22 protein-coding genes and 2 pseudogenes are annotated in these 23,010 nt (G+C 72.3%); 14 read left to right on the forward strand and 10 right to left on the reverse strand.

Features of this window, described 5'->3' with window-relative positions:
• Positions 1 to 7: 7 nt before the first annotated feature.
• A complete protein-coding gene (locus tag MUE36_11400) occupies positions 8 to 922 on the forward strand; it encodes a Jag N-terminal domain-containing protein (protein ID MCU0311531.1) in 915 nt (304 codons plus the stop codon).
• 76 nt (positions 923 to 998) lie between these two features.
• Here MUE36_11400 and MUE36_11405 read toward each other — a convergent pair whose 3' ends face one another.
• The gene (locus MUE36_11405) at positions 999 to 1,595 is read right to left on the reverse strand and encodes a class I SAM-dependent methyltransferase (protein ID MCU0311532.1); all 597 of its coding nucleotides are present in this window, start codon (positions 1,593 to 1,595) and stop codon (positions 999 to 1,001) included.
• Positions 1,596 to 1,949: 354 nt separating this feature from the next.
• Between MUE36_11405 and MUE36_11410 the strand changes: the two genes are divergently transcribed.
• Positions 1,950 to 2,744 carry an AAA family ATPase gene (locus tag MUE36_11410; protein MCU0311533.1) on the forward strand — a complete coding sequence of 265 codons (795 nt, stop codon included), beginning with the start codon at positions 1,950 to 1,952 and terminating at the stop codon, positions 2,742 to 2,744.
• Positions 2,719 to 3,330 (forward strand): annotated as a pseudogene (locus tag MUE36_11415) (ParB/RepB/Spo0J family partition protein). The gene MUE36_11410 and the pseudogene MUE36_11415 overlap by 26 nt, the downstream one beginning before the upstream one ends.
• A gap of 379 nt (positions 3,331 to 3,709) precedes the next feature.
• Here the strand turns inward: MUE36_11415 and MUE36_11420 are convergent.
• The 8 genes from MUE36_11420 to MUE36_11455 all read right to left on the reverse strand — a co-directional run bounded on the left by MUE36_11420 (position 3,710) and on the right by MUE36_11455 (position 11,555).
• Positions 3,710 to 4,483, reverse strand: a complete 774-nt coding sequence (locus MUE36_11420; protein ID MCU0311534.1) for a peptidoglycan-binding protein — start codon at positions 4,481 to 4,483, stop codon at positions 3,710 to 3,712.
• 246 nt (positions 4,484 to 4,729) lie between these two features.
• Positions 4,730 to 5,056, reverse strand: a complete 327-nt coding sequence (gene trxA, locus MUE36_11425) for a thioredoxin (GenBank protein ID MCU0311535.1) — start codon at positions 5,054 to 5,056, stop codon at positions 4,730 to 4,732.
• An 80-nt stretch (positions 5,057 to 5,136) separates the two neighbouring features.
• Entirely contained in the window at positions 5,137 to 6,102 is a 966-nt protein-coding gene (gene trxB, locus MUE36_11430; GenBank protein MCU0311536.1) for a thioredoxin-disulfide reductase, read from the reverse strand.
• 70 nt (positions 6,103 to 6,172) lie between these two features.
• Positions 6,173 to 6,634 (reverse strand): hypothetical protein, encoded by a 462-nt coding sequence (locus MUE36_11435; GenBank protein MCU0311537.1) that lies wholly within the window; start codon positions 6,632 to 6,634, stop codon positions 6,173 to 6,175.
• Between the two features lie 11 nt (positions 6,635 to 6,645).
• Entirely contained in the window at positions 6,646 to 7,827 is a 1,182-nt protein-coding gene (locus tag MUE36_11440; GenBank protein MCU0311538.1) for a protein kinase, read from the reverse strand.
• A gap of 22 nt (positions 7,828 to 7,849) precedes the next feature.
• The gene (locus tag MUE36_11445; protein MCU0311539.1) at positions 7,850 to 8,695 is read right to left on the reverse strand and encodes a DegV family protein; all 846 of its coding nucleotides are present in this window, start codon (positions 8,693 to 8,695) and stop codon (positions 7,850 to 7,852) included.
• A gap of 53 nt (positions 8,696 to 8,748) precedes the next feature.
• On the reverse strand, positions 8,749 to 10,827 hold the full coding sequence (locus MUE36_11450) for a DUF6049 family protein (protein MCU0311540.1): 2,079 nt from the start codon (positions 10,825 to 10,827) through the stop codon (positions 8,749 to 8,751).
• Positions 10,824 to 11,555: a GNAT family N-acetyltransferase gene (locus tag MUE36_11455; protein MCU0311541.1), complete on the reverse strand. Its 732-nt coding sequence runs from the start codon at positions 11,553 to 11,555 to the stop codon at positions 10,824 to 10,826. Before MUE36_11455 ends, MUE36_11450 begins: the two co-directional genes overlap by 4 nt.
• A 68-nt stretch (positions 11,556 to 11,623) precedes the next feature.
• Here MUE36_11455 and MUE36_11460 point away from each other — a divergent pair, with 68 nt between their 5' ends.
• Together MUE36_11460 and MUE36_11465 are read left to right on the forward strand one after the other, a co-directional pair.
• Positions 11,624 to 12,637 (forward strand): histone deacetylase, encoded by a 1,014-nt coding sequence (locus MUE36_11460; protein ID MCU0311542.1) that lies wholly within the window; start codon positions 11,624 to 11,626, stop codon positions 12,635 to 12,637.
• 77 nt (positions 12,638 to 12,714) lie between these two features.
• The gene (locus MUE36_11465) at positions 12,715 to 14,100 is read left to right on the forward strand and encodes a CCA tRNA nucleotidyltransferase (GenBank protein MCU0311543.1); all 1,386 of its coding nucleotides are present in this window, start codon (positions 12,715 to 12,717) and stop codon (positions 14,098 to 14,100) included.
• A 9-nt stretch (positions 14,101 to 14,109) separates the two neighbouring features.
• Here MUE36_11465 and MUE36_11470 read toward each other — a convergent pair whose 3' ends face one another.
• The gene (locus tag MUE36_11470) at positions 14,110 to 14,820 is read right to left on the reverse strand and encodes a class I SAM-dependent methyltransferase (GenBank protein MCU0311544.1); all 711 of its coding nucleotides are present in this window, start codon (positions 14,818 to 14,820) and stop codon (positions 14,110 to 14,112) included.
• 146 nt (positions 14,821 to 14,966) lie between these two features.
• Here MUE36_11470 and MUE36_11475 point away from each other — a divergent pair, with 146 nt between their 5' ends.
• The 9 genes and pseudogenes from MUE36_11475 to dnaB all read left to right on the forward strand — a co-directional run bounded on the left by MUE36_11475 (position 14,967) and on the right by dnaB (position 22,948).
• The gene (locus tag MUE36_11475; protein ID MCU0311545.1) at positions 14,967 to 15,365 is read left to right on the forward strand and encodes a DUF5318 domain-containing protein; all 399 of its coding nucleotides are present in this window, start codon (positions 14,967 to 14,969) and stop codon (positions 15,363 to 15,365) included.
• Positions 15,366 to 15,372: 7 nt separating this feature from the next.
• Entirely contained in the window at positions 15,373 to 17,565 is a 2,193-nt protein-coding gene (locus MUE36_11480) for a PBP1A family penicillin-binding protein (GenBank protein MCU0311546.1), read from the forward strand.
• A 132-nt stretch (positions 17,566 to 17,697) separates the two neighbouring features.
• Complete coding sequence (panB, locus tag MUE36_11485) at positions 17,698 to 18,561, forward strand: 3-methyl-2-oxobutanoate hydroxymethyltransferase (GenBank protein MCU0311547.1); 864 nt, start codon at positions 17,698 to 17,700, stop codon at positions 18,559 to 18,561.
• Positions 18,562 to 18,617: 56 nt separating this feature from the next.
• Positions 18,618 to 19,169 (forward strand): DUF192 domain-containing protein, encoded by a 552-nt coding sequence (locus MUE36_11490; GenBank protein MCU0311548.1) that lies wholly within the window; start codon positions 18,618 to 18,620, stop codon positions 19,167 to 19,169.
• 327 nt (positions 19,170 to 19,496) lie between these two features.
• Positions 19,497 to 19,841, forward strand: a complete 345-nt coding sequence (rpsF, locus tag MUE36_11495; protein ID MCU0311549.1) for a 30S ribosomal protein S6 — start codon at positions 19,497 to 19,499, stop codon at positions 19,839 to 19,841.
• Positions 19,842 to 19,858: 17 nt separating this feature from the next.
• On the forward strand, positions 19,859 to 20,317 hold the full coding sequence (gene ssb, locus MUE36_11500) for a single-stranded DNA-binding protein (protein MCU0311550.1): 459 nt from the start codon (positions 19,859 to 19,861) through the stop codon (positions 20,315 to 20,317).
• Positions 20,317 to 20,565: pseudogene (rpsR, locus tag MUE36_11505) on the forward strand (30S ribosomal protein S18). The gene ssb and the pseudogene rpsR overlap by 1 nt, the downstream one beginning before the upstream one ends.
• Before the next feature lie 209 nt (positions 20,566 to 20,774).
• Positions 20,775 to 21,221 carry a 50S ribosomal protein L9 gene (gene rplI / locus MUE36_11510; protein ID MCU0311551.1) on the forward strand — a complete coding sequence of 149 codons (447 nt, stop codon included), beginning with the start codon at positions 20,775 to 20,777 and terminating at the stop codon, positions 21,219 to 21,221.
• Positions 21,222 to 21,589: 368 nt separating this feature from the next.
• The gene (gene dnaB / locus MUE36_11515) at positions 21,590 to 22,948 is read left to right on the forward strand and encodes a replicative DNA helicase (GenBank protein MCU0311552.1); all 1,359 of its coding nucleotides are present in this window, start codon (positions 21,590 to 21,592) and stop codon (positions 22,946 to 22,948) included.
• Positions 22,949 to 23,010: the final 62 nt, after the last annotated feature.

The following is a 23,010-nucleotide window of genomic DNA, read 5'->3' on the forward strand; positions in this document are numbered from 1 at the left end:
CAGAATCGTGGAGTGGGTCGAGACCACAGGAAAGACGCTGGAGGACGCCAAGGAGGCGGCCCTCGACCAATTGGGGGTGACCGAGGACGAGACCGAGTTCGAGGTCCTCGCCGAACCGAAGCAGGGCCTCTTCGGGCGCACCCGAGGTGAGGCCCGGGTGCGGGCGCGGATCCGTCCGGTGCAGCCCCGGCCCAAGGTCGAGCGCCGGGATCGCAAGCGTCGGGGCGGGAAGGCCGAGAACGGTCGCTCCCCGAAGGGTGCGAAGCCCACGTCGGGGAACGGCACCACGACCGAGCCCACCGAGCCCACCGGGGCCGCCTCCCCTGCCGAGGGCCGCCCGACCCGCGACACCGCGCCATCGGCCACCGGCGACGCACCTGATCGCTCGACCTCGGGTTCCTCTCGACGTCGTTCCGACACCACCAAGGGAGCTCCAGTGAGCGAAAGTGACCAGAACGTCGATCTCGAGGCCCACACGGCCATCGTCACCGAGTTCGTGATCGGGCTCGTCGATGCCTTCGGCTACGACGCGTCCGTCGAGGCCGACGCCCTCGACGACGAGAACGTCGAGGTCCGCGTCGACGGCCAGGATCTGGGTCTCCTCGTCGGCCCCAAGGGCGCCACTCTGGCCGCCGTCCAGGAGCTGTCCCGCACGGTCGTGCACCGCAAGGTGCCGGGCACCGCCGAGGGTCGGGTCAGGGTGGACGTCGCCGGCTACCGCCAGCGACGCCGCGAAGCCCTCGAGCGCTTCGTCGTGCAGGTGGCCGAGCAGGTGAGGGAGTCCGGTGTGGCCAAGGCGCTCGAGCCGATGGGCCCGCCCGATCGCAAGGTGGTGCACGACACCGTCAACGAGATCGAAGGAGTGGGCACGATCTCCGAGGGCGAGGAGCCCCGGCGCCGCGTCGTCGTCGTCCCCAGCTGACCACCTCACGCCGTCCTCCGAGGCCCGCCCGTCCGGGGCGGGCCTCGTCGCGTCCGGGATGTTCCACGTGGAACAGTCAGAAGAGGGGCCGCTTGGCCGGCATCCCGTCCCGACGGGGGTAGCGATCCGGGCACGGACCGGTGGCATGGAGGTGCTGGATGCCGTCGACGAGCTCGCCCCGCCGGAGGCCGAGCTCGGCAAGGCCCTCCTCGGGCCAGCGGGGCGGAGCGTCCGGCGGTTCGCTCACCAGCAGCAGCCCGTCGGGGCCCAGGAACCCGACGGCGCACTCCGCCACGACCCCCGGGGGGCCGAAGGACCGGGCGACGACCGCCTGATAGGCCCCTCGTTCGCCCGGGAGTCGGGCCACCACTTCGGCGCGGCCGTGCCGGGCGGTCACCCGGTCGGCCAGGCCCAGGCGGGCCACGGCGGTGTGCAGGACCTCGACGCGGCGAGCTTGCGCGTCGAGGAGGGTGACGAGGAGATCCGGTCGCTGCTCGGCGATCACCAGACCGGGGAGGCCGTTGCCCGATCCGAGATCGAGCACGCGGCCGGTCGTGTCCCCCAGGGCGTGGACGAAGCGCTCGGCGTGGGCGAGGTGGTCGGCGATGGGGCCCGGGCCGAGGGCCCCGATCGCCTGGGCCTCCTCGAGCACGGTGGTCAGGTCGGCGGACATGGGGGCACAGTGGGTCACCGACCCGGGCCGTGTCCACTCCGTCGCTGTTCCACGTGAAACACGGTCGAGGGTCCTTGACCTGAGCCGGTGGCGGAGCGAGGATGGCCGCGGCTCGTTCCGGACCGGGGTGGGTCGTTCGGCGTCGGGGGTCGCCCGGCGTTCGCCTCACCTCCCGAGTGGTGCATGGAACCCCTGGAACATCCGATCCCCGAGACACCGACTCGTCTCGAGCCCCTTGATGAGCCCGCAGCCGAGTCTGCTGTCGAGCCCGACAGCCCGTCCGCCACGGACGCCGTCCCCACGGTGAGCATCCCGCCCGGCCTCCCCACCGAGATCGTCACCGCCGGCACGCCGATCTCCCGGGAGCGGGACTTCCCCCGGGTGATCGCGGTGGCCAACCAGAAGGGCGGCGTGGGCAAGACCACCACCGCCGTCAACCTGAGCGCCTGCCTTGCCGAGCTGGGCTATCGGACGCTCGTCGTGGACCTGGACCCCCAGGGGAACGCGTCCACGGGGCTCGGGATCAATCCGCGCGAGCTCGAGTTCTCGATGTACGACGTGCTGCTCGCCGACACACCCCTCGAGGACTGCATCGAGGGCAGCTCGGTGCGCAACCTGTTCGTGGCGCCGGCCAGCCTCGATCTGGCCGGGGCGGAGATCGAGCTGGTTCCCGCCTTCAGCCGCGAGCTGAAGCTGCGCAACGCCCTGGCCACCGTGCACGACGACTACGACTTCGTCTTCATCGACTGCCCGCCGTCGCTCGGTCTGCTCACCGTGAACGCCCTGGCTGCCGCCTCGGAGGTGCTCGTGCCCATCCAGTGCGAGTACTACGCCCTGGAAGGCCTCGGCCAGCTGCTGCGCAACGTCGAGCTGGTCCAGAAGAACCTGAACCCGTCGCTCGACGTCAGCGCCATCGTCCTGGTGATGTACGACGCCCGGACGAAGTTGGCCGACCAGGTGGCGCTCGAGGTGCGGGCCCACTTCGGGGAGAAGGTGTGCCGGCAGGTCGTGCCTCGCACCGTGCGGTTGTCGGAGGCGCCGTCGTTCGGCCAACCGATCATCACGTTCGATCCGAGCAGCCGGGGCGCCATCGCCTACCGGCAATTGGCCAAGGAGGTCAGCGGTGGCGCGCCGAAGCGGGTTGGGTAAGGGACTGGGAGCACTCATCCCCACCGAGGACGGCGAGGAGGTCGCGGTCGACCGTCCCGACGCCCATCTCCGGGAGCTCGGGGTCGACCAGATCGTCCCGAACCCGTACCAGCCCCGGCGGGTCTTCGACGAGGAGGAGCTGGTGAGCCTGGCGGCCTCGATCCGAGCCGTCGGTGTCCTGCAGCCGGTCCTGGTCCGCCCGGTGGGGACCGACCGCTTCGAGCTCGTCGCCGGGGAGCGCCGGTGGCGGGCCGCGCAGCGCGCCGGGCTGCGGGTCGTCCCGGCGGTCGTCCGTCCGACCGAGGACGTCCGCTCGCTCGAGCAGGCCCTCGTCGAGAACCTCCACCGCGCCGACCTCAACCCGCTCGAGGAGGCGGCCGCCTACCAGCAGCTGATCTCGGAGTTCGATCACACCCAGGAGGAAGTGGCCAGCCGGGTGGGGCGGAGCCGGTCAGCGGTGGCCAACACCCTTCGACTGCTCCACCTGCCCCCCGAGCTCCAGCGCCTCCTCCACGACGGCAGCCTGTCGGCCGGGCACGCCCGGGCCCTCCTGGGCTGCACCGATCCGGCCGTGCAGGAGCGACTCGCGCAGCAGGCGGTCCGTGAGGGACTGACCGTCCGCGAGGTCGAGGAGGCCGTGCGCCGATCCCAGGAGCCCGACGCGCCCGTCTCCCCGACGACGCCGGGGGTGGCGGCCGTGCGGCCCGCCGCGGTCCTCGAGCTCGAGGAGCTCCTCTCGGACCTGCTCGACACCCGGGTGCACGTCACGGTGGGCGCCAAGCGGGGGCGTCTCGTCGTCGACTTCGCGACCCTCGAGGACCTCGAGCGGATCTCGCAGGTGATCGCCCGCGGCCCCCGGTCCGAGGGCTGAGGATCAAGCCTCGGTGACGGTCGAGGCTTCTCCACAGCCTGTGGCCAAACCTGTGGTCAACCTCGACGTCGGGGTGTGATCCGCACCGCCGCCGTCAACCCTCGACCGGCGCGGCCACCCAGGTCCGGACGGCCTCGACCAGGTTCACGGCCAGGCCGGCACTGCGCTCCACGACCACGGTGGGAGGACCGAGGATGCATACCACGGCCGGCATCCTCGTCTCCCTGAGAACCGGGAGGCGCAGGCCGGCGGCCGTGCCGGCCACCAGCCCCGTGGCCTCGGGCAGGCCGGAGGCGACCAGTGCGGCCAGCGTCGCCCCGCCGACCGAGCGGAACCCGGTCGTCTCGTAGAACGCCACCCGACAGGTCGGTTCGGCGTCCATCTCCAGACCGATGAAGAGCTCGGCCTCGAAGGCGTTGGCCTCGCGGGCCTGGGTCGATGCGTCGGGATGGTTCAGCACGGCGACCACCGCGCCGGCGTCCTGGAGGAGTCGACTGACGCTGGACGCCAGCGCGTCGAGGCCTCCCTGGTGCCCGACGACCACCCGCCGCGCGTCGAGGCTCGGGGGTGAGGACCGCAGCCGTTCGAGCTCCCGGACACCGGCGACCGTGGCCGACTCGGTGCGGCCACCGAGACGGGCGAGCGCCGCGCACACCTCGGGCCCGCAGCGGGCGTCGACGGTGAGCCCGGCGTTGCGCTGGAACTGGGTCAGGGCCCGTTCGGTCTCGGGGCCCAGGATGCCGTCGACCCACCCGGCGTCGAAGCCGAGGGCGCCGAGCGACTGCTGCAGCTCGTGGACGTCGTCGCCGCGGAGCATGGGCGTGCGGAGGTAGAGAAGGCGGTCGCCGAGGCGGTAGCCGGATTCCACGAGCGCCTGCCAGGTGAGGGTGTCGCACGTCCCGCTGACGAGCAGGCCCCGGCGTTCCTGGAACGCGGCGACGGCCGCGCTGGTCGACGGTCCGAACGTGCCGCCCTCGGAGCGGTCGACGGGATGTCCTGCCGCGGACAGGCGACGCTGGACGTCGGCGACCGCCGCGCCGCTGTCACCCGGCCCCAGGGGGAGGTGGTCGTCGTCGATGGCGGTGCCCGCAGGGTCCGGTGAGGTCTGGACGGCTCAGAGGAAGGGGCGCAGGTCCTCGAGGAGCTGGCCCTTGCCCTTGGCGCCCACGATGCGGGCGGCTTCCTGGCCGTCCTTGAAGACGATCATGGTGGGGATGCTCATGACCCCGTAGCGCATGGCGGTGTTGGGGTTGTCGTCGACGTTGAGCTTGGACACCGACAGCTTGCCGGCCTGTTCGGTGGCGATCTCTTCCAGGATGGGGGCGATCATCTTGCAGGGCCCGCACCACTCGGCCCAGAAGTCGACGATGACCGGTTCGGTGGCGGCGCCGATCTGCTCGTCGAAGGTGGCGTCGGAGAGGGTGGAGATGGCGTCGGACATGGGGAACCTCGATGGTGGGGAGGGTGGATGGCGGGTGTCGATCGGGCGACCACGGTACCGCCCGTGGGCCCGGGCGGGGGTCAGTGGTCCTGGGCTTCGAGCCAGCGTTCGGCGTCGATCGCCGCCATGCAGCCCGAGCCGGCGGCGGTGATGGCCTGGCGGTAGACGTGGTCCTGGACGTCGCCGCAGGCGAAGACGCCGTCGACGTCGGTGTGGGACCCGTCGTGGGTGACGAGGTAGCCCGTCTCCTCCATCTGGAGCTGGCCCTTGAACAGGTCGGTGTTGGGCTTGTGACCGATGGCGACGAACAGCCCGGAGACGGCGAGGGAGCTCTCCTCGCCGGTGACGGTGTCGCGCAGGCGGATGCCCTCCACCGTCGTGTCGCCGTCGATCCCGACAACGGTGCTGTTCCACTGAAAGCGAATCTTGTCATTGGCGCGGGCCCGGTCCTGCATGATCTTGGAGGCGCGGAGCTCGTCGCGGCGATGTACGAGGGTCACCGAGCGGGCGAACTTGGTGAGGAACAGGGCCTCCTCGAGTGCCGAGTCGCCGCCGCCCACGACGGCGATGTCGTGGTCTCGGAAGAAGAAGCCGTCGCAGGTCGCGCACGTCGAGAGGCCGTGGCCGAGCAGCCGGCTCTCCTCGGGCAGGCCGAGCAGGAGGGACTGCGCGCCGGTGGAGACGATGACCGAGTGGGCACGGTGGCTGGGCTCGGCGGCGTCGGGATCGCCCACCCAGACCCCGAACGGGCGGGCCGACAGGTCGACGCGGCTCACCTTCTCGGTGCGGATCTCGGTCCCGAAGCGGGCGGCCTGCTCCCGGAAGCGCATCATGAGCTCCGGGCCCATGATCCCGTCGGGCCAGCCCGGGAAGTTCTCGACCTCGGTGGTGAGCATGAGCTGACCACCCGGCTGGTCCGATGTCGACGACGGCTCGCCCTCGAAGAGGAGCGGCTCGAGGTTGGCCCGGGCGGTGTAGATGGCTGCAGTGAGCCCGGCCGGACCCGAGCCGATGATGATCACGTTGCGGATGCGGGAATCGGTCATTGGGGCTCCGGGGAGAAGGGATACCTGCCGGGGGTATGGGGAACCCAGCGGGTCGGGGGATTGTTCCCGATCAGACGGGGACCGGTCGTCGGCGTCGGTAGACGAGCGCGCCGCCCGCCACGAAGAGCACGCCGAGGATGAGATAGGGCAGCCAGACGCCGGAGGGCAGGGCCTCGTCCATGAGTCTGACCACTCCGATCAGTGCCATCACGATGACGATGGTCGCCACGACGGCGAGGAAGAGCCCGAAGACGGCCCCGCGGGCGACCTTGGTGATCGGGCCGGTGGTCTTGTCGCGGACGGTGCCGACGAGCTCCACGATGGTGTCGGCGGCCTGGGCGGGCCACTCCCCGGCTGCGAGGCCGATCGGCGGGCGGGTGTCACGCGGGTCGGCGGTGGGGGAGGTGGTCGGGGACGGCGCCGAGGCGGTCGGCGCGCTCGAGGCCGGCGAGGGGGTGGTGCCCGGGTCCGGTGCTCCCACTGGTCCGGGCCCGGGCGCGGGTCCGGACCCGTCGTCGCCACTCGTCTCCATGGGGCCGGAGCCTAGCCCTGGGGGCCCGACCCGATGCCCGGTACGGCGGACCGTGCGGTGACGAGCGACAGCACCTCTCGGCCGAGCGCGGTGGTCGCCACGAGGGTGGCCGCCACGATCAGCGCGGCGAGCACGAGGATCAGGGCCGCCAGGGTGGCCCGCCGTGGCCGACCGCCCCGCGCGGGCTCGGCTCGGCTCGCCGCCGTCCGTCCGGCCGGGCTCGGTGGGAGGGTCGGCGGCGTCCGCGCCACGATCGTGTCGTCGACGGTCGGGGAGGGAGGCGGGGGCGACGGCGGGACGAGCGCGGTCGCCGGGACCGCCGGACCCGGCTCGCCCCGTGGGACGACGGTGTGGTCGTCCGGACGGGCAGGCTCGCCGCGGAGGGCTCGCCGGAGGTCGTCCGCGCTGGCGAAGCGATCGTCGGGATGGCGGGCCAGGGCACGGACGATGGCGGCGTCGAGCTCGGGAGCCACGCCGGCGACCTTCGTCGTGGGCGGGTCGGGCACCTGGGTGAGCCGGGCGAGGGCCACGGTCGCAGGGCTGTCCCCGCCGAAGGGGGGCGCACCGGTCAGGCACTCGTAGAGGACGGCGCCCAGCGCGTAGACGTCGGTGCGGGCGTCGACGCCGCGGCCCTCGACCTGCTCCGGGGCGAGGTACTTCACGGTGCCCAGGAGCGTGGAGGTCGTGGTGAGGTCGGGGTCGTCGAGCAGCTTGGCGATCCCGAAGTCGGTCACGAGGAGTCGGCCGTCGTCGGCGAGCAGGACGTTGGCCGGCTTGATGTCACGGTGCACGAGCCCGGCCCGGTGCGCGCAGGTGAGTGCCGCACCCACCTCGTCGCCGATCAGCACCACCTCGACGGGGTCGAGGCGGCCGCGTCGGTCGAGGAACGTGCGCAGGGTCTGGCCCCGAACCATCTCCATGACGATGGCGTCGAGCCCGCCGTCACTGACGACGTCGTGCACCGCGACGATGTTGGGGTGTACGAGGCGGGCGGCGGCGACACCCTCGCGGCGGAACCGGTGCTGGAAGCCGGGGTCGTCGGCGAGGTGCGGGTGCAGCACCTTGACGGCCACCTCGTGGTGGCGGGTCGTGTCGGTGGCCTCCCAGACCTCGGCCATCCCCCCTCGGGCGATGGGGCGGTCGAGGAGGTAGCGCCCGCCGATGAGACGACCCGGACCGATGCCGCGGGTCACGTGTCGACGGGTCGACGTCCCGTCACGTCGCGGGGTGCAGGAAGCACACGCCGATCACCCCGGGCCCGCCGTGGGCGCCGATGACCGCCCCGATCTTGCCCACCCGGATGGTGTCGCGGGGGTGGAGGTGGGAGATCATGTCGAGGAACTCGTCGATGTCGCCCGCCTCGCCGTGCAGCACCGCCACCGATTCCACCGCCCCGGCTTCCTCGAGCTTGTCGCGAAGTGCTTCGAGGGCGCGCTTGCGGGTGCGGGGCTTGCCCGCCTCGGCGACCGCTCCGTCCACGATGCGGATCAGCGGCTTCACGGACAGCATCGAGCCGAGCATGGCCTGCGCCCCGCCGATGCGACCGCCCTTCTTGAGGTTGTCGAGGGTGTTCAGCGCGCCGTAGACGTCGGAACGGGGGATCATCGCCTCGACGAGGGCGACGACGGCGTCGGCGTCGGCGCCCGCCGCGGCCTGCTCGGCGGCGGCGAGGACCATGGTGCCGAGGCCGCCGGTGATGGAGCGGCTGTCGATCACTCGGACGTCGACCTGGCCCTCGAGCGCCTTGGCGGCGGCCTGCGCCGACTGCATCGTGGCGGACAGGGCGCTCGACAGGTTGATGCAGACGACGGCGTCGGCACCGTCGTCGGCGGCGGCGCGGAAGGCCTGCTCGAACCGCCCGGGGGACGGGGCGGCCGTCTCGGGCAGGAGGCCGGTGCTGTCCATCAGCGCGTAGAACCGCTCGACGCTGAGCTCCTCGCGGTCGACGTACTCGTCCGTCCCGAACCGGATGCTCAGCGGTACCACCGCGATCCCGTGCTTCGTGACGTCGTCGTCGCTCAGATCGCACGCGCTGTCGGTGACGATGCGGACTCCGCTCATGGTTCCCCCTGGTTCCGGCTGACAGGCGGAGCGTACCGCCCCGCTCCTGTGCGTCAGGTGCGATCGCGGGGGGCGGCCAGCGCCGGATGGGCGGAGTCGACGAGGGCCTTGGCCCGTCGGGTCCGGCGGAAGTGGCGGGCCCACCAGACCAGGAGGAACACCCCGGCGCCGACCGAGAGCACCAGGCCGATCCCCGAGATGGCCGTCGAGCGCACGGTGAACTGGGTGTTGGTGATCTCGAGGATCCCGTCCGGGGAGCGGACGTCGACGCGCAGGGGGAACGCACCCGACGCCCGCGTGGTGACCTGCACGTCGAGGCGGGTGGTGGTGGCCGCGGGGAGGAGCGCGTCGATGACGTTGCCGTCGGGGAACTCGAGCTTGTCGCTCTCGAGGACGACGTCCACCCTGACGGGCAGGGTCGAGCGGTTCTCGAGGTTGAGGGGGATCTTCCCGGACCGGGAGGTGAGGGTGACGAACTGTTGGAGGGGGGCGACGATCTCCGAGGTGATGCCGTCGATGCCCGAGCTGATCCCGTCGAGGATCGCGGTGCGTTCGGCCGGCGTGAGATCGGCTGCGCCGGACAGGAGCAGCGCCTGGTCGAGTGGTGCCGACACGTTGCCGACGGGTTCGGTGAGCGACCGGAAGCCCTCCACCTCCCGGGCGGTGGCGCGGAGCTGGGTGGGGTAGTCGCCGAGCGACCCGGGGGGCGGCGAGAGGTAGGGGCGGACGAGGGTCGTGGTGCGGCCCTGGGTCTGCGTGGTGGCGGTCTGCGTGGTGCGGAAGAGGTCGTCGAGGGTGACCGGGCCGACGACGGCCCGCCCGTCGCCCCCCGGGGGGGTCCGCTCGGTGAGCCCTGCGAGCACGACCTCCAGGGAGACGGGGTCGACGTCGACGCCGAGGTCGAGGGCCACGCCCCGGTTCACGGCGGGCTGGTCGTTGTAGAGCACGGCGAGGTCGGCGAGCAGCAGGTGGCCGTTCAGGACGGGATCGTCGGAGGCCGTCAGCCGGGCGGTCAGCTCCTGGTCGGCGGTGATGGCCTGGATCGTCGCACCGGCGCTGTCGGTGATGTCGAAGAGCTCGGTGAAGGTGACGTTGCCCTCGCCTTCGGGGAGGGGGCCGAGCTGGTCGGCGGGCACCACCAGTCGGTCGAGGCCGAGGTCGTTCAGCCGGGTCAGGGCCTCGGGGGTGAGGGTGGGGTCGGCCACGGCGGTGCGACCGTCCGGCGTCGTGGTGAGGGCGGCGGAGAGGGCGGCCGATCCCGCGGCGATCTGGGTGTCGAGCTCGGCGAGCATCCCGTCGGCCACCCACGCGCCGGTGTCGAGGCCGACGTAGGGGCTCCCGAGGAGTTGGCGTCCGGTCAGGGCGGCGGCCAGCTCGGTCACGGCGCCGCGGTCCCCGGGGTCCTGTTCGAGGGCCACCAGGACCGCCGGGGTGGGATCGACGGTGAGGGGGACGGCCGGCCAGTCGGCGAGCGCGGTCATCACCGCCGTCACCTCGGTCGCCTGTTCGGCGGTGAGCGTCGGCGTTCCTGCGGCGTCGGGCCGGACGGGTTCGTCGAGCGCCACGACCGTCCCCACGGCGAGGGACGGACCGTCGGTGTCGTCGGTGGGGAGTCGGATCAGGTGGGTGACGAAGCGGCCGATCTCCCCGCCGGACGGTGTGGTGGCGGTGACGACGACCGGGTGGACCCCCGGTCGGGTGAGGACGACGCCGCCGTCGGGGGCGGGGCCCGTCCGGCTCACCGGGATGGTGATCGGGATCGATCCGTCGGCGAGGGGGGTCGCCGTGGCCAGCTCGACCGGTGCGGGTCCGGGGCCGATCGTCGGGCCGAGGTCCTCGCCGCGGATCGAGCGGTCGAATCGGATGCGCCCGTCGACGGCGGCGTGCACCTCGGCGCGCAGCACGGTGTCGACCGGGAGTCCGTTGCGACGGACCCGGAGCGTGAACTGCCCGGTGGGCGCGACCCACGGGGTCTGGCCGACGAGTCGGAGGGAACTGGCGGGGGCGACGCCGGTCGCGGGCTGAGCGCCGGTCGGAGCGGTCACCACCGGCACTGCGAGCGCGACGAGGGCGGTCCCGGCCAGGAGGGCACGGGCGAGACGGGCCCCGCCCCGAGGCGAGGGACGGGTCATCCGGTCGACTCGGCGGCCGCCGGGTCGAGGCGATGCTCGAGCACCGCCAGCCCGTGGGGCTCCGGGCGGAACCCGAGGTGCTCGTAGAGGCGCAGCGCCCGCCCGTTGGCCTCCTGGGTGTTCACGAGCACCGAGGTGCACCCCCGTCGGCGGCACCACCCCAGGGCGTCGCCGACCAGGCCGGTGCCGATGCCGGCGCCGTCGTGGCTCGGGCTCACCGCGAGGCGCTGGAGGTAGCCGAGCCCGCCGGCGCGGCCGGTGACGTGGTAGCCGACGACGGTCCGGTCGTCGACGGCGACCCGGAACCGGTGGGTGGGGGTGGCGGCGCGGGCGTCGGCCAGGCCGCCGCGGTCGAAGCGCCAGAAGGCGTCGAAGGCCGCTCGGTCGACGTCGAGGACGGCGTCGACGTCACGCTCCCGGCCGCGTCGGAACCGGACCCGGGGGTGCCGTGAGATCGGAAGCGCACGCAGGGGGTGGCGAAGCAGGTGGAGGCGCTCGTGCACGACGAAGCCGTGGGCGAGGAAGGGTGCCTGCTCGAGGGGGGTGAGCGCGGGGGTGAGCACCGCCCGGTACCCCTGGCCGGTGAGCTCGTCGAGCGATCGGTTCAACGCGCTGCGGGTGGGGGTCACGCCGGGGACCGGGCTCAGCAACGCGACGGTGTGGTCGCCCCTCCAGGGGCCCATCCGCAGGCGGTCCGGGTTGGCGGACAGGGTGTCGAGTCGTCGCATGGTGCCGGCCTCACGATACGACCGTTGGACCCTGGGGTTCCGTGCAGCGGCATCGGTATCGTTCGGAGGTGACCATCCTCGTGGCCTCGCACCCGCAGTTCCTCCTCCACGACACCGGTCACGGCCACCCCGAACGTCCCGCCCGCCTGACGGCGGTGATGGCGGGTCTCGACGCGGCCGGCCTCCGCGAGGAGATGGTGGTCTTCGAGCCGGAGCCGGCGCCATGGGAGGCCGTCGAGCGGGTGCACCCCGGTCGCTACCTGCTCGCCCTCGAGGAGCTGGCGGCGGTGGGCGGCGGGCACCTCGATGCCGACACGGTCGTCAGCGAGGACAGCTTCGCAGCCCTGCTCCGGGCCGCCGGGGCCGGGCTCGACGCGGTGGCCCGCCTCGATGCCGGCGAGGGGGACGCGGCGTTCTGCGCGGTTCGCCCACCCGGTCACCACGCCACTCCGCGCAAGGCGATGGGGTTCTGCCTCGCCAACAACGTGGCGGTCACCGCGGCGGCGTTGGCCGACCGGGGGGAGCGGGTGCTCGTGGTCGACTACGACGCCCACCACGGCAACGGCACCCAGGACGCCTTCTACGGCGACCCCCGGGTGGTGTACGTGTCGTTCCACGAGTACCCGCTCTACCCCGGGACCGGCGCGATCGACGAGGTCGGCTGGGGTGAGGGGTCGGGGAGCACCGTCAACTTCCCGCTGCCCCAGGGGGCGACGGGTGACGTGTTCCGTGCGGGGCTCGACGAGGTCGTCCGGCCTCTCGTCGAGCGGTGGGAGCCGACCTGGTTGATCATCTCGGCGGGCTTCGACGCCCACCGCCTCGATCCCCTCACCGGGTTGGCGCTCTCGGCCGGCGACTACGCCGACCTCACCGCCGACCTCGCCGGGATGGTGCCGGGGGGGCGGTGCATCGTCTATCTGGAGGGGGGCTACGACCTCGACGCGCTCGCCATGTCGAGCGGCGCTGCGCTCAGCGCGCTCGCCGGCGGGTCGTACCGGCCCGAGCCGGCGACGTCGGGAGGTCCCGGCCGGTCGGTCGTGGCCGCCGTGGGCCGCATGCGCTCCGCCGCCGGCTTCGACTGACGCCCCGGTCGTCGTCGGTCCTCGAGGGTTCCGACGCCGCCCGTCGGCACGCGACCCCGCCGGTAGCCTCCACCGCCGTGATCCCCGATCGTCTGAAGCCCGTGCTCGATCGGGTGGCGCCGCTCGCCGAGCGCTTCGCCGCCGACGGCTTCGCGCTGTACCTGGTGGGGGGCGTGGTGCGTGACCTGCTGTTGGGACGCGATCTCGCCGGGGGCCGCGACATCGACCTGACCACCGACGCCCGTCCCGCCGACACCAAGCGGCTGGTGAAGGGGTGGGCCGAGTCGGTGTGGAGCCAGGGCGAGCGCTTCGGGACGATCGGCTGTCGGGTCGACGGCTGGGACTACGAGATCACCACCCACCGGGCGGAGGCCTACGCGCCGGACTCACGCAAGCCCGAGGTGGTGTTCGCCGACGCCGTCGAGGCCGATCTCTCCCGGCGGGACTTCACGGTCAACGCCATGGCGCTGCGGTTGCCCGAGCCGGAGCTCGTCGATCCCTTCGACGGCGCCGCCGACCTCGTGGCGCGTCGCCTGCGCACCCCACTCTCCCCGGAGGAGTCGTTCTCGGACGACCCGCTACGGATGCTGCGGGCGGCCCGTTTCGTCGCCGGCTACGGCCTGGAGCCGGCCCCCGAGCTCGTGTCGGCCGTGGAGGCGATGGCGGACCGCCTGGGCATCGTCTCCGCGGAGCGGATCCGCGACGAGTTCGACAAGCTCGTCGTGGTGCCGGATCCCGCGCCCGGCCTGTGGTTCCTCGTCGAGACCGGACTCGTCGACCAGTTCCTGCCCGAGCTGGCGAAGATGCGCCTCGAGCAGGACCCGATCCACCGCCACAAGGACGTGCTCACCCACACCATCGCCGTGGTGGGCAACACCCGTCCGGAGCGGATCGTGCGCCTCGCCGCGCTCTACCACGACGTCGGGAAGCCCCGGACGCGGTCGTTCGACCAGGGCAAGGTCTCGTTCCACCACCACGAGGTGGTCGGTGCCCGCATGACCCGGGAGCGGATGAAGGCGCTCAAGTACTCGACCGACGACATCGAGGCCGTCTCGCGTCTGGTGTACCTGCACCTCCGCTTCCACACCTACAAGATGGGCTGGACCGATTCGGCGGTGCGCCGCTTCGTCCGCGATGCCGGTCCGCTGCTCCCGGAGCTGATCGAGCTCACGCGATGCGACTGCACCACGCGCAACGAGCGCAAGGCCCGCGTCCTGGCCCAGCGCATGGACCACCTCGAGGAGCGCATCGAGGAGCTCGCCGCACGCGAGGAGCTGGCCGCCCTCCGTCCCGATCTCGACGGGAACGCCGTGATGGCCCACCTGCAGCTCGCCCCGGGCCCGGAGGTGGGGAGGGCGCTCGACTTCCTCCTCGAGCTGCGCCTCGACGAGGGTCCCCTCGGCGAGGAGGAAGCCACCCGCCGCCTCGACGCCTGGTGGGCGGCCCAGCAGCAGGGCCGCTGAGCCGGCGGGTCAGATGCCTTCCTTGCGGGCCCGCAGCACCAGGGTGGCCGGCACCCGGCGCATGGCCTCGCTCCAGTAACGACGGCGACCGCCCTGGGGGGTGGGGCCCGGTTCGAGGACGGCGTCGACGCGGAAGTTGGCCCGGTGGAAGGCGCCGAACACCTCGGCGAGGCTCCGCGGGTACACGACGGCGGCGTCCTCGCCCCGGGGCGAGCGATCGAGGTAGGTGTGCACCACCCGGAACGGGTCGTCGGCCCTGGGTTCGAGCAGGAGGAACGCCGGGTGGGGGAGCGAGCAGGTGAGCGCCCCGCCGGTGCGCAGCACGCGGTGGGCCTGGCGCAGCACCCGGTCGAGGTCGGACTGGCGGCCCAGCTCGTAGACCGAGACGACGCCGTCGACGGTGTCGGCCCGGATGAAGGCCAGGTCGGCGAGGTCGCCGTGGTGGAGCTCCAGGCGCCGTTCGAGGCGGTCGGCGCGGTCGCGGGCCTCGTCGAGGGCCCGATGGTCGTTGTCGACGACGATCACGTGCGCGCCCTGGCCGGCCAGTGCGACGGCGGCCTGGCCTCCGCCGGCGCCGAGCACGAGCAGCCGCTTGCCCGAGACGTGACCGATGAGGCGCAGCTCGTCCTCGTCGGCGATGTCGGGGCCGTAGACGACGACGTCGTCGGGGAGCTCGGGGTCCCCGGCCGGGAAGCTCGCGGCAGCGCTCGGCGATGGCATCCCACCAGTCTCCCAGACCGCTGCCCGCACTCCGCGGACGGCGCTGCGCCGATGGTGCGGACGGCGCTGCGGCGGGGATGCGCACGGCGGTCCCGGCGCCCCCGCGCCGCCCGACGGACCCCCCGTCCTGGGTACCCTCGGTCCTCGTGAGCTTCGGACCCGGTGCGATCAAGGGGGCAGCGTCTCCCGGTGAGATCGACTACCGCTTGGCGCGCCAGCACCTGGTGGCGGAGTACCGGCGGGGACGCCTCGCCCGCCACGAGGTGTGCGACGCCCACCCCGAGCTCGTGCGCGCCGCTCGTGAGGTGGGTGAGCCCTCCCGTCTCGACTGCCCGATCTGCGACGACCACAAGCTCGTCCTGGTCTCCTACGTCTTCGGCCCCCGCCTCCCCAGCCACGGTCGCTGCATCACCTCGGCCGCCGAGTTGAAGGGCTTCGCCCGGCGCTCCGGCGAGTTCTCCTGCTACGTCGTCGAGGTCTGCCCGGCGTGCCACTGGAACCACCTCGCCCGCACGTTCGTGCTGAGCCCGGCCCGCTCGGCGTGAGGCGCTGATGGCCGCCTCTCCGTCCTCCGGCGCGCGTCCGGTCGGCCGGCGCGAGCGTCGCCGTCGCCGCCGTGCCGAGCAGGGCACGGTGGTGTGGCGCTGGCGGCGGGCCTGGTTCGTGCTCGCCGTGCTCTTCGTGTTCGCCGTGTCGGGAGCGGGCTATCTCTTCAGCCAGGTGCCGCTTCCCGACACCGACCCGCCGCAGCTGCAGACGACCTTCATCTGTCCTGCCGAGGTGACCACCGACTGCAACCAGGACAACTCGATCGCGCAGCTGAGCGGCGGGGTCGACCGGGTCAACGTCACCTACGACCGGTTGCCGCCGGTGCTCATCGACGCCGTGCTGGCCGCCGAGGACCGGGAGTTCTACGACCACAGCGGCGTCGACCCCGTCGGCATCGCCCGGGCGTTGTGGGCCAACCTCCGCAACCAGGACGTCCAGCAGGGCGGGTCCACCATCACCCAGCAGTACGTCAAGAACGTGTATCTCACCCAGGAGCGCACCTACACCCGCAAGATCAGGGAGGCGGCCCTGGCCGTCAAGCTCGAGCGGGAGCTGCCGAAGCAGGAGATCCTGCTGCGCTACCTCAACACCATCTACTTCGGTCGCGGCGCGTACGGGGTCGAGGCGGCGTCGCGCACGTACTTCGACAAGCCCGTGGAGCAGCTCACCCTCCCCGAGGCGGCCTACCTCGCCGGGCTCATCCGGGCCCCCGAGACGGCCGACGCCAACCGGGCGGCCGACGACGCCGTCAACGCCTCGAACCTCCTCACCGCCACGCGGCGTCGCGACTCGGTGCTCGACGCCATGCTCGAGGTGGGCTCCATCACACCGGAGGAGCACGCCGCGGCCACGGCCTCGGCGTTCGAGACGGTCGTCCCCCGCACGGTCCAGCGGAACTTCGGTCGGGTCGCCAACCCCGAGTGGGGCACGGAGTACTACGTGGACCACGTCCGCCAGTGGCTCGTCCGTGAGGCGGGCTTCACGGACGAACAGGTCTTCGGCGGCGGTCTGCGGGTGTACTCCACCATCCAGATGGATCGGCAGCGGGCGGCCGCGGAGGCCGTGAACTCCACCCTGGACGACCCGGACGACCCGGCGGGTGCCCTGGTGGCCATCGACGACGTGGGTGCGGTGCGGGCCATGTACGGGGGCGACGACTACCAGGCGTCGGAGGTCAACCTGGCCACCGGCGTCCTCGGGGGTGGTGGGGGTCGTCAACCGGGGTCGTCGTTCAAGCCGTTCGCGCTGGCCGAGGCCGTCGCCCAGGGCATCCCCCTCGACAAGACCTACAACGCGCCCGCCAAGCTCGTGATCCCCGACGCCAACGAGGGTGAGGACTGGGAGGTCGGCAACTACGGCGACGCCGGGCTCGGTCGACTGGACCTCGTCGAGGCGACGGCGAAGTCGTCGAACACGGCGTACGCCCAGTTGATGCTGGAGGTCGGTCCCGAGAACGTGGTGGCCATGGCGAAGCGGTTGGGCATCACCAGCCCCCTGGATCCGTATCCGGCCACGGTCCTCGGCACCGAGGAGGTCTCCGTGCTCGACATGGCCTCCGCCTACTCGACCTTCGCGGACGGTGGCGTCCACATCGATCCCTACGTCGTGACCCGTGTGACCGACGCCCTCGGGGTGGTGCTGTGGGAGAACGAGGTGACGCCCGACCGGGTGCTCGACGCCGAGCAGGTGAAGCAGGTCAACTGGGCGCTCAACCAGGTCGTCGAGGGCGGGACGGGCACCGAGGCCCGGTTCGGCCAGCCGGCGGCCGGCAAGACGGGCACCACCGACGAGTACAAGGACGCATGGTTCGTCGGTTACACGTGTCGGCTCACCGCGGCGGTGTGGGTCGGGTACCCCGGTACCGAGGAACGGCTGATGAAGGACGTGAAGGGCATCGAGGTCACCGGGGGCTCGTTGCCGGCGGAGATCTGGCGGAAGTTCATGGTCGAGGCCACCGACGGCCTCGAGGCCTGTGAGTTCGAGCGGCCCGCGGCCGGCTCCGAGGTGCAACCCGACGACACCACGCCCCCGGCGGCGCCGCCGCCGTCCGAGGCCCCGCCCGCCGACGAGCCTCCTCCGCCCACTACCGCGCCGCCGACCACGGCCCCCGCGCCGCCGCCGACCACCGCGCCGCCCCCGACGCGCCCCCCGCCCTCGACGGCGCCGCCGGGCACCCCCACGACGCTCGCCGGCTGAGGCCCCGGGCTCCACGTCGGCGCGCCCCGCCGCCGGGGCGCAGCGCCATCTGGCGGTCCGCCGTCGACCGTGGGTAGCGTTCGGGTACCGCCGGCAGCCGAGGGGCGCCGGACGGACAACTGGAGGCTCAGAATGAGCGCACGTCACACCGTGCCCTCCGTCCAGGCCCGCAAGGCCGGACGGGGTGGCGAACCGCTGGTGATGGTGACCGCCTACGACGCTCCCGGGGCGCGGATGGTCGACGAGGCCGGGGTCGACATGATCCTGGTGGGCGACTCGTTGGCCATGGTGGTGCTCGGCTACGACGACACCCTGTCGGTGACCGTCGAGGACATGGCGCACCACACGGCCGCAGTGGCCCGGGCGAAGCCGTCGGCGTTGGTGGTGGCCGACCTCCCGTGGCTCAGCTACCACGTCTCGGTGCCGGACACCGTGGTCAACGCGGCGTCGCTGGTGCGGGCGGGCGCCCAGGCGGTGAAGCTCGAGGGCGGCCGCAAGCGGGTGCCGATGGTGGAGGCGCTCGTCGATGCCGAGATCCCGGTCATGGGCCACATCGGGCTCACCCCCCAGTCGGTGAACGCCATGGGCGGGTTCAAGGTGCAGGGTCGACGCCATGCCGCGGCGCTCGCCCTCGTCGACGACGCCAAGGCGCTGGCCCACGCCGGTTGCTTCGCCCTCGTCCTCGAGGGCATTCCCGACGAGGTCGCTGCCATGGTCACCGACGCCGTCGACATCCCCACGATCGGGATCGGGGCCGGCGCCCACTGCGACGGCCAGGTGCTCGTGCTGCACGACCTGTTGGGCATCGAGGACCGCATCACCCCCAAGTTCGTGCGCCGCTACGCCTCGGTGAAGGCCGATGCGGTGGACGCCATCGGCCGGTTCGCCCGTGACGTGCGCGAGGGGCGATTCCCGGCGGCCGACGAGAGCTACCACCTGTCCGGCGCCGAGGCCGAGAGCCTGGGCCTGTACGGGAGCGCTGCCGAGACCGCGTGACCGGCCCGATGTCGGCGAGGGGTCGTTCCCCCGGAGCACGGTGGGCCCGATCCGCGGTGCTCGCGCTCGCCCTCCTCGCCCTCCTCGCGGCGACGGCGCTGTCGGGTTGTTCGGACGAGTCGCCCTCCGCCGGCCCGTCGCTGGTGGCGCCCGAGGGCTTCACGGCCGTCACGCTGCTCGTCACGCGAGCCGACGGCGAGGTGGTCGAGTGGTGCGTCTGGTTGGCCGACGACGCCGCCGAACGGGCCCGGGGGCTGATGGAGGTCACGGACCCCGGACTCGGGGGCAGGGCGGGGATGGCGTTCGTGTGGCCCGACGACACGAGCGGCAGCTTCTACATGCGCAACACCCGCCTCCCGCTGTCGATCGCCTTCATCGACGCCTCGGGGCGGGTGGTGTCCGAGGCCGACATGGAACCGTGCCCCGACGAGGTGGCGGACTGTCCGCTCACCGGCGCGGCCGGGCCCTATCGGTGGGCCCTCGAGGTGCCCCAGGGCGGGTTGGCCCGACTCGGGATCGAGGAGGACAGCACCCTGCGGTTGGCCGGGGACTGCGCGTCGGGGCCGTCGTCGGCGCCGACCGGGGCGGGCCCCGTCGCCGCGGTGTGAGCCGGGCGGCCGAACGTCGGGTCGGCGCACCCTCGGCCCACTCGGGGATCCGTCCGCTGTCCCACCCCCCGGGCACACTGCTCTCGTCGGGCCGGCCGGTCGGCCCCACGCAACGGCGTCGTCCACGAGCCGGCGCGAAGCGTCGGGACACCTGGCGCCGGGACAGCTGACGTCGGGACGGCTCCGGTGCGCAGTCGGGACGCCTTTGGGAACCAGGCGCCCCGTCCGGTAGGGTCCCAGGGTCCAATCAAGCCCTGCTCCGTGCTGACGGGGCCCCGCTGGTCCCCGAGGAGGGCCCACGGGTCCAGAGGGAGGTGTGCGCTCGCCATGCGGGCCTACGAACTCATGATCATCTTCGACGGCGATCTCGACGACGCCGCCGTGACCGAACAGCTGGCCTCCGTCGACACGGCCGTCCAGGCCGGCGGCGGGCGCATCGCCAACCGCGACCTGTGGGGCCGTCGGCGTTTCGCCTACGAGATCAACCACAAGTGGGAAGGCATCTACGTCGTGCTCGAGATCGTGACCGAGGGTCGCGACCTGCACGAGGTCGAGCGTCAGCTCCATCTCGCGGACGCCGTCGTCCGCCACAAGGCACTGCGCCTCCCCGACCGTGAAGCGGCCCGTCGTGGCCTCGTCGGCGAGGCGACCCCGGTCGCCGAGGCCGGCTGAGTCAGGAGGTCCGTTCCATGGCAGATGCACAGACGACGTTGGTGGGGAACTGCACCCGCGATCCCGAGCTGCGGTTCACCGCCTCGGGGATGCAGGTGACCACCCTGGGTCTGGCGGTCAACAACCGCCGCAAGAACAACCAGACGGGTGAGTGGGAGGAGGAGACGTCGTTCGTCGACGTCACCTGCTTCGGGCAGATGGCCGAGAACGTGGCCGAGTCCTGCACCAAGGGCAGCCGTGTGCTGGTCACCGGCCGCCTGCGGGTGCGCACCTACGACAAGCGGGACGGGGGCACCGGGGTCTCCGTCGAGGTCGTGGCCGACGAGATCGGCCCGAGCCTGCGGTGGGCGACCGCCCAGATCACCCGCAACGAGCGGCGCGAGGGCGGCTACGACGGCGGGCCGGGCGCGAGCGCTCCCCGTCCCCAGGCCAGCGCCCCGGCCGCCGGCTACGACACCGACGAGGAGCCCTTCTGATGGCGAAGACCACCGCCCCCAAGCGGGGCAAGAACAAGGACAACGCTCGCAGGAGCAAGAAGAAGATCAGCGTCCTGAACCAGGAGAAGATCGACTACGTCGATTACAAGGACATCAACCTCCTGCGTCGCTTCATGTCCGATCGGGCCAAGATCCGGGCCCGTCGCGTCACCGGCAACGACTCCCAGCAGCAGCGCGAGATCGCCCGGGCCATCAAGAACGCCCGGGAGATGGCCCTGCTCCCCTACGCCACGAAGGTCACGACGCAGCGAGGCGGTCGTGACCGTGGCGAGCGCGGCGACCGGGGCGACCGGGGCGATCGCGGGCCCCGTCCCGAGGCCGCCATCGAGACCGAGACCGTGGCCGTCGAGGGTGTGACCGTCGACGGTGAGGAGACCTTCGAGGTCGTCGAGACCGTCGAGGCCGTCGAGGCCACGATCGCGGAGGAGGCGTCGGAGTGAAGCTCCTGTTGCGAGCCGACGTCCAGGGCGTCGGCAAGAAGGGCGACCTCGTGGAGGTCGCCGACGGCTACGGACGCAACTTCCTGCTCCCGAAGGGCTTCGCCGTCGTGGCCTCGCCGGGCGTCGAGCAGCAGGCCGCGGCGATGCGCCGCAGCCGTGACCTGAAGGACGCCGCCGACCGCGCCGGCGCGGAGGAGATCGCCAAGGTGCTCGTCCCCGCCGTCGTCACGGTCACCGAGCGTGCATCCGAGGAAGGCCGGCTCTTCGGGTCGGTGTCGTCCCACGACGTCCTCGTGGCCGTGGCCGAGCAGACCGGCATCGAGCTCGAGCGCCGCCACCTGCTCCTCGACGAGGCCATCAAGACCGTCGGCACCCACGCCGTGCCGGTCCGCCTGCACAGCGACGTGGAGTTCCAGGTGACCCTCGAGGTGGTCGCGGGCTGAGTCGCCGCGACCGTCGGGTGCTCCAGCGAGGGGGCCGGCCGCGAGGCCGGCCCCTCGCCGTTCCCGCCCCCACCAGCGGCTTCGTGCCCAGCGTGACGACCGACACTTTTGCGCTCCAAGTCGTGCTCGGGGGCTCGGATCACAGTGACACTCGTCCACAGACGGCGGCACTGCTGAACCGGGTGCACTGTCGCGCGGGGTGGGGAGACTCTTGCCATGTCCGGCATGGGCTCGTCTGACCCCGATCTTCTGTGCCCGCCCACAGCCGGCGGAGGTTGTCCACAGCCCGTCCACAGGGCTGTACGGGAAAAGTCCCAGGGTTGTCCGTCTAGCGATGCACAGCCCGGATGGGCGAGGGTGGCAGCGCCATGACCTTCCCCGACGACGACCGTCCCGCGCCCCCCTCGGCACGGGTCCCCCCGCAGAACCTCCAGGCCGAGGAGTCCCTCCTCGGGGCGATGCTCCTGTCGAAGGACGCCATCGCCGTGGCCGCCGAGACGCTCGAGGCCGAGAACTTCTACAAGCCGGCCCACGGGCACATCTTCGACGCCATCACCTCTCTCAGTGCCGCCGGCGAACCCGCTGATCCGGTCACCGTGGCGGACGAGCTGCGTCGCGCCGGCCTGCTCGACGCCGTCGGCGGTTCGGCCACGCTCGTCACGCTCCAGGCGGCCACGCCGGCGATCTCCAACGCCGCCCGCTACGCCAAGATCATCGAGGAGCACGCCCTGCTGCGCCGGCTCATCGGCGTGGCCGGTGAGATCGCCGAGATGGGGTTCAGCCTCCCCGACGACGTCACCAAGACGATCGACACCGCCGAGTCCATGGTCTTCGAGGTCGCCCAGCGCCGCGTGACCGACTCGATGGCCCCCATCCACGACCTGCTCACCGAGAACCTCGATCGCCTCGAGAGCCTCTACGACAAGGGCGACGCCATCACCGGCCTGCCGAGCGGCTTCGTCGACCTCGACGAGCTCCTCTCGGGGCTCCAGCCCAACGCCCTGCTCGTGCTCGGTGCTCGTCCGTCGATGGGCAAGACCGCCCTGGCGCTGGGCATCGCCACCCATGCCGCCATCGAGGCACGGCGTCCGGTCCTGGTCTTCAGCCTCGAGATGGGCCAGCTCGAGCTGACCCAGCGCATGTTGTGCGCCGAAGCGCGGGTCGACTCGAAGAAGGTGCGCAACGGCAACCTCAACGAGGCCGACTGGGGCAAGATCGCCCACGCCACCGGGCGCCTCGCCGAGGCCCCGATCTGGATCGACGACAACCCCAACCTGACGATCATGGAGATCCGCTCCAAGGCCCGCCGTCTGCGCAGCCGACTCGGCGACCTGGGCCTCGTGGTCGTCGACTACCTCCAGCTGATGACGGGCCGCTCGAACGCCGAGAACCGCCAGGTCGAGGTGTCGGAGATCTCCCGGGGCCTGAAGATCCTCGCCCGTGAGCTCGAGTGCCCGGTGCTGGCGCTCTCCCAGCTCTCGCGTGGGCTCGAGATGCGGGCCGACAAGCGGCCGATGCTCGCCGACCTCCGCGAGAGCGGATCCATCGAACAGGACGCCGACGTGGTGATGTTCATCTACCGCGACGACGTCTACAACCTCGATTCCCCCGACCGGGGCACCGCCGAGATCCTGGTGTCGAAGCACCGCAACGGCCCCACCGGGGTGGTCCGGCTGGCCTTCCTCGACCACTACACCAAGTTCGCCAACATGGCCCGGGGGTCCTGAGACCCGACGTCGCGGTTCGGGTCGTTCGCCCGTGTCCTCTCGGAGGTGCGGTGTCTACCGTC

It is taken from the genome of Acidimicrobiales bacterium (assembly GCA_025455885.1).
In the GTDB taxonomy this organism is placed as follows: domain Bacteria; phylum Actinomycetota; class Acidimicrobiia; order Acidimicrobiales; family Acidimicrobilacustridaceae; genus Rhabdothermincola_A.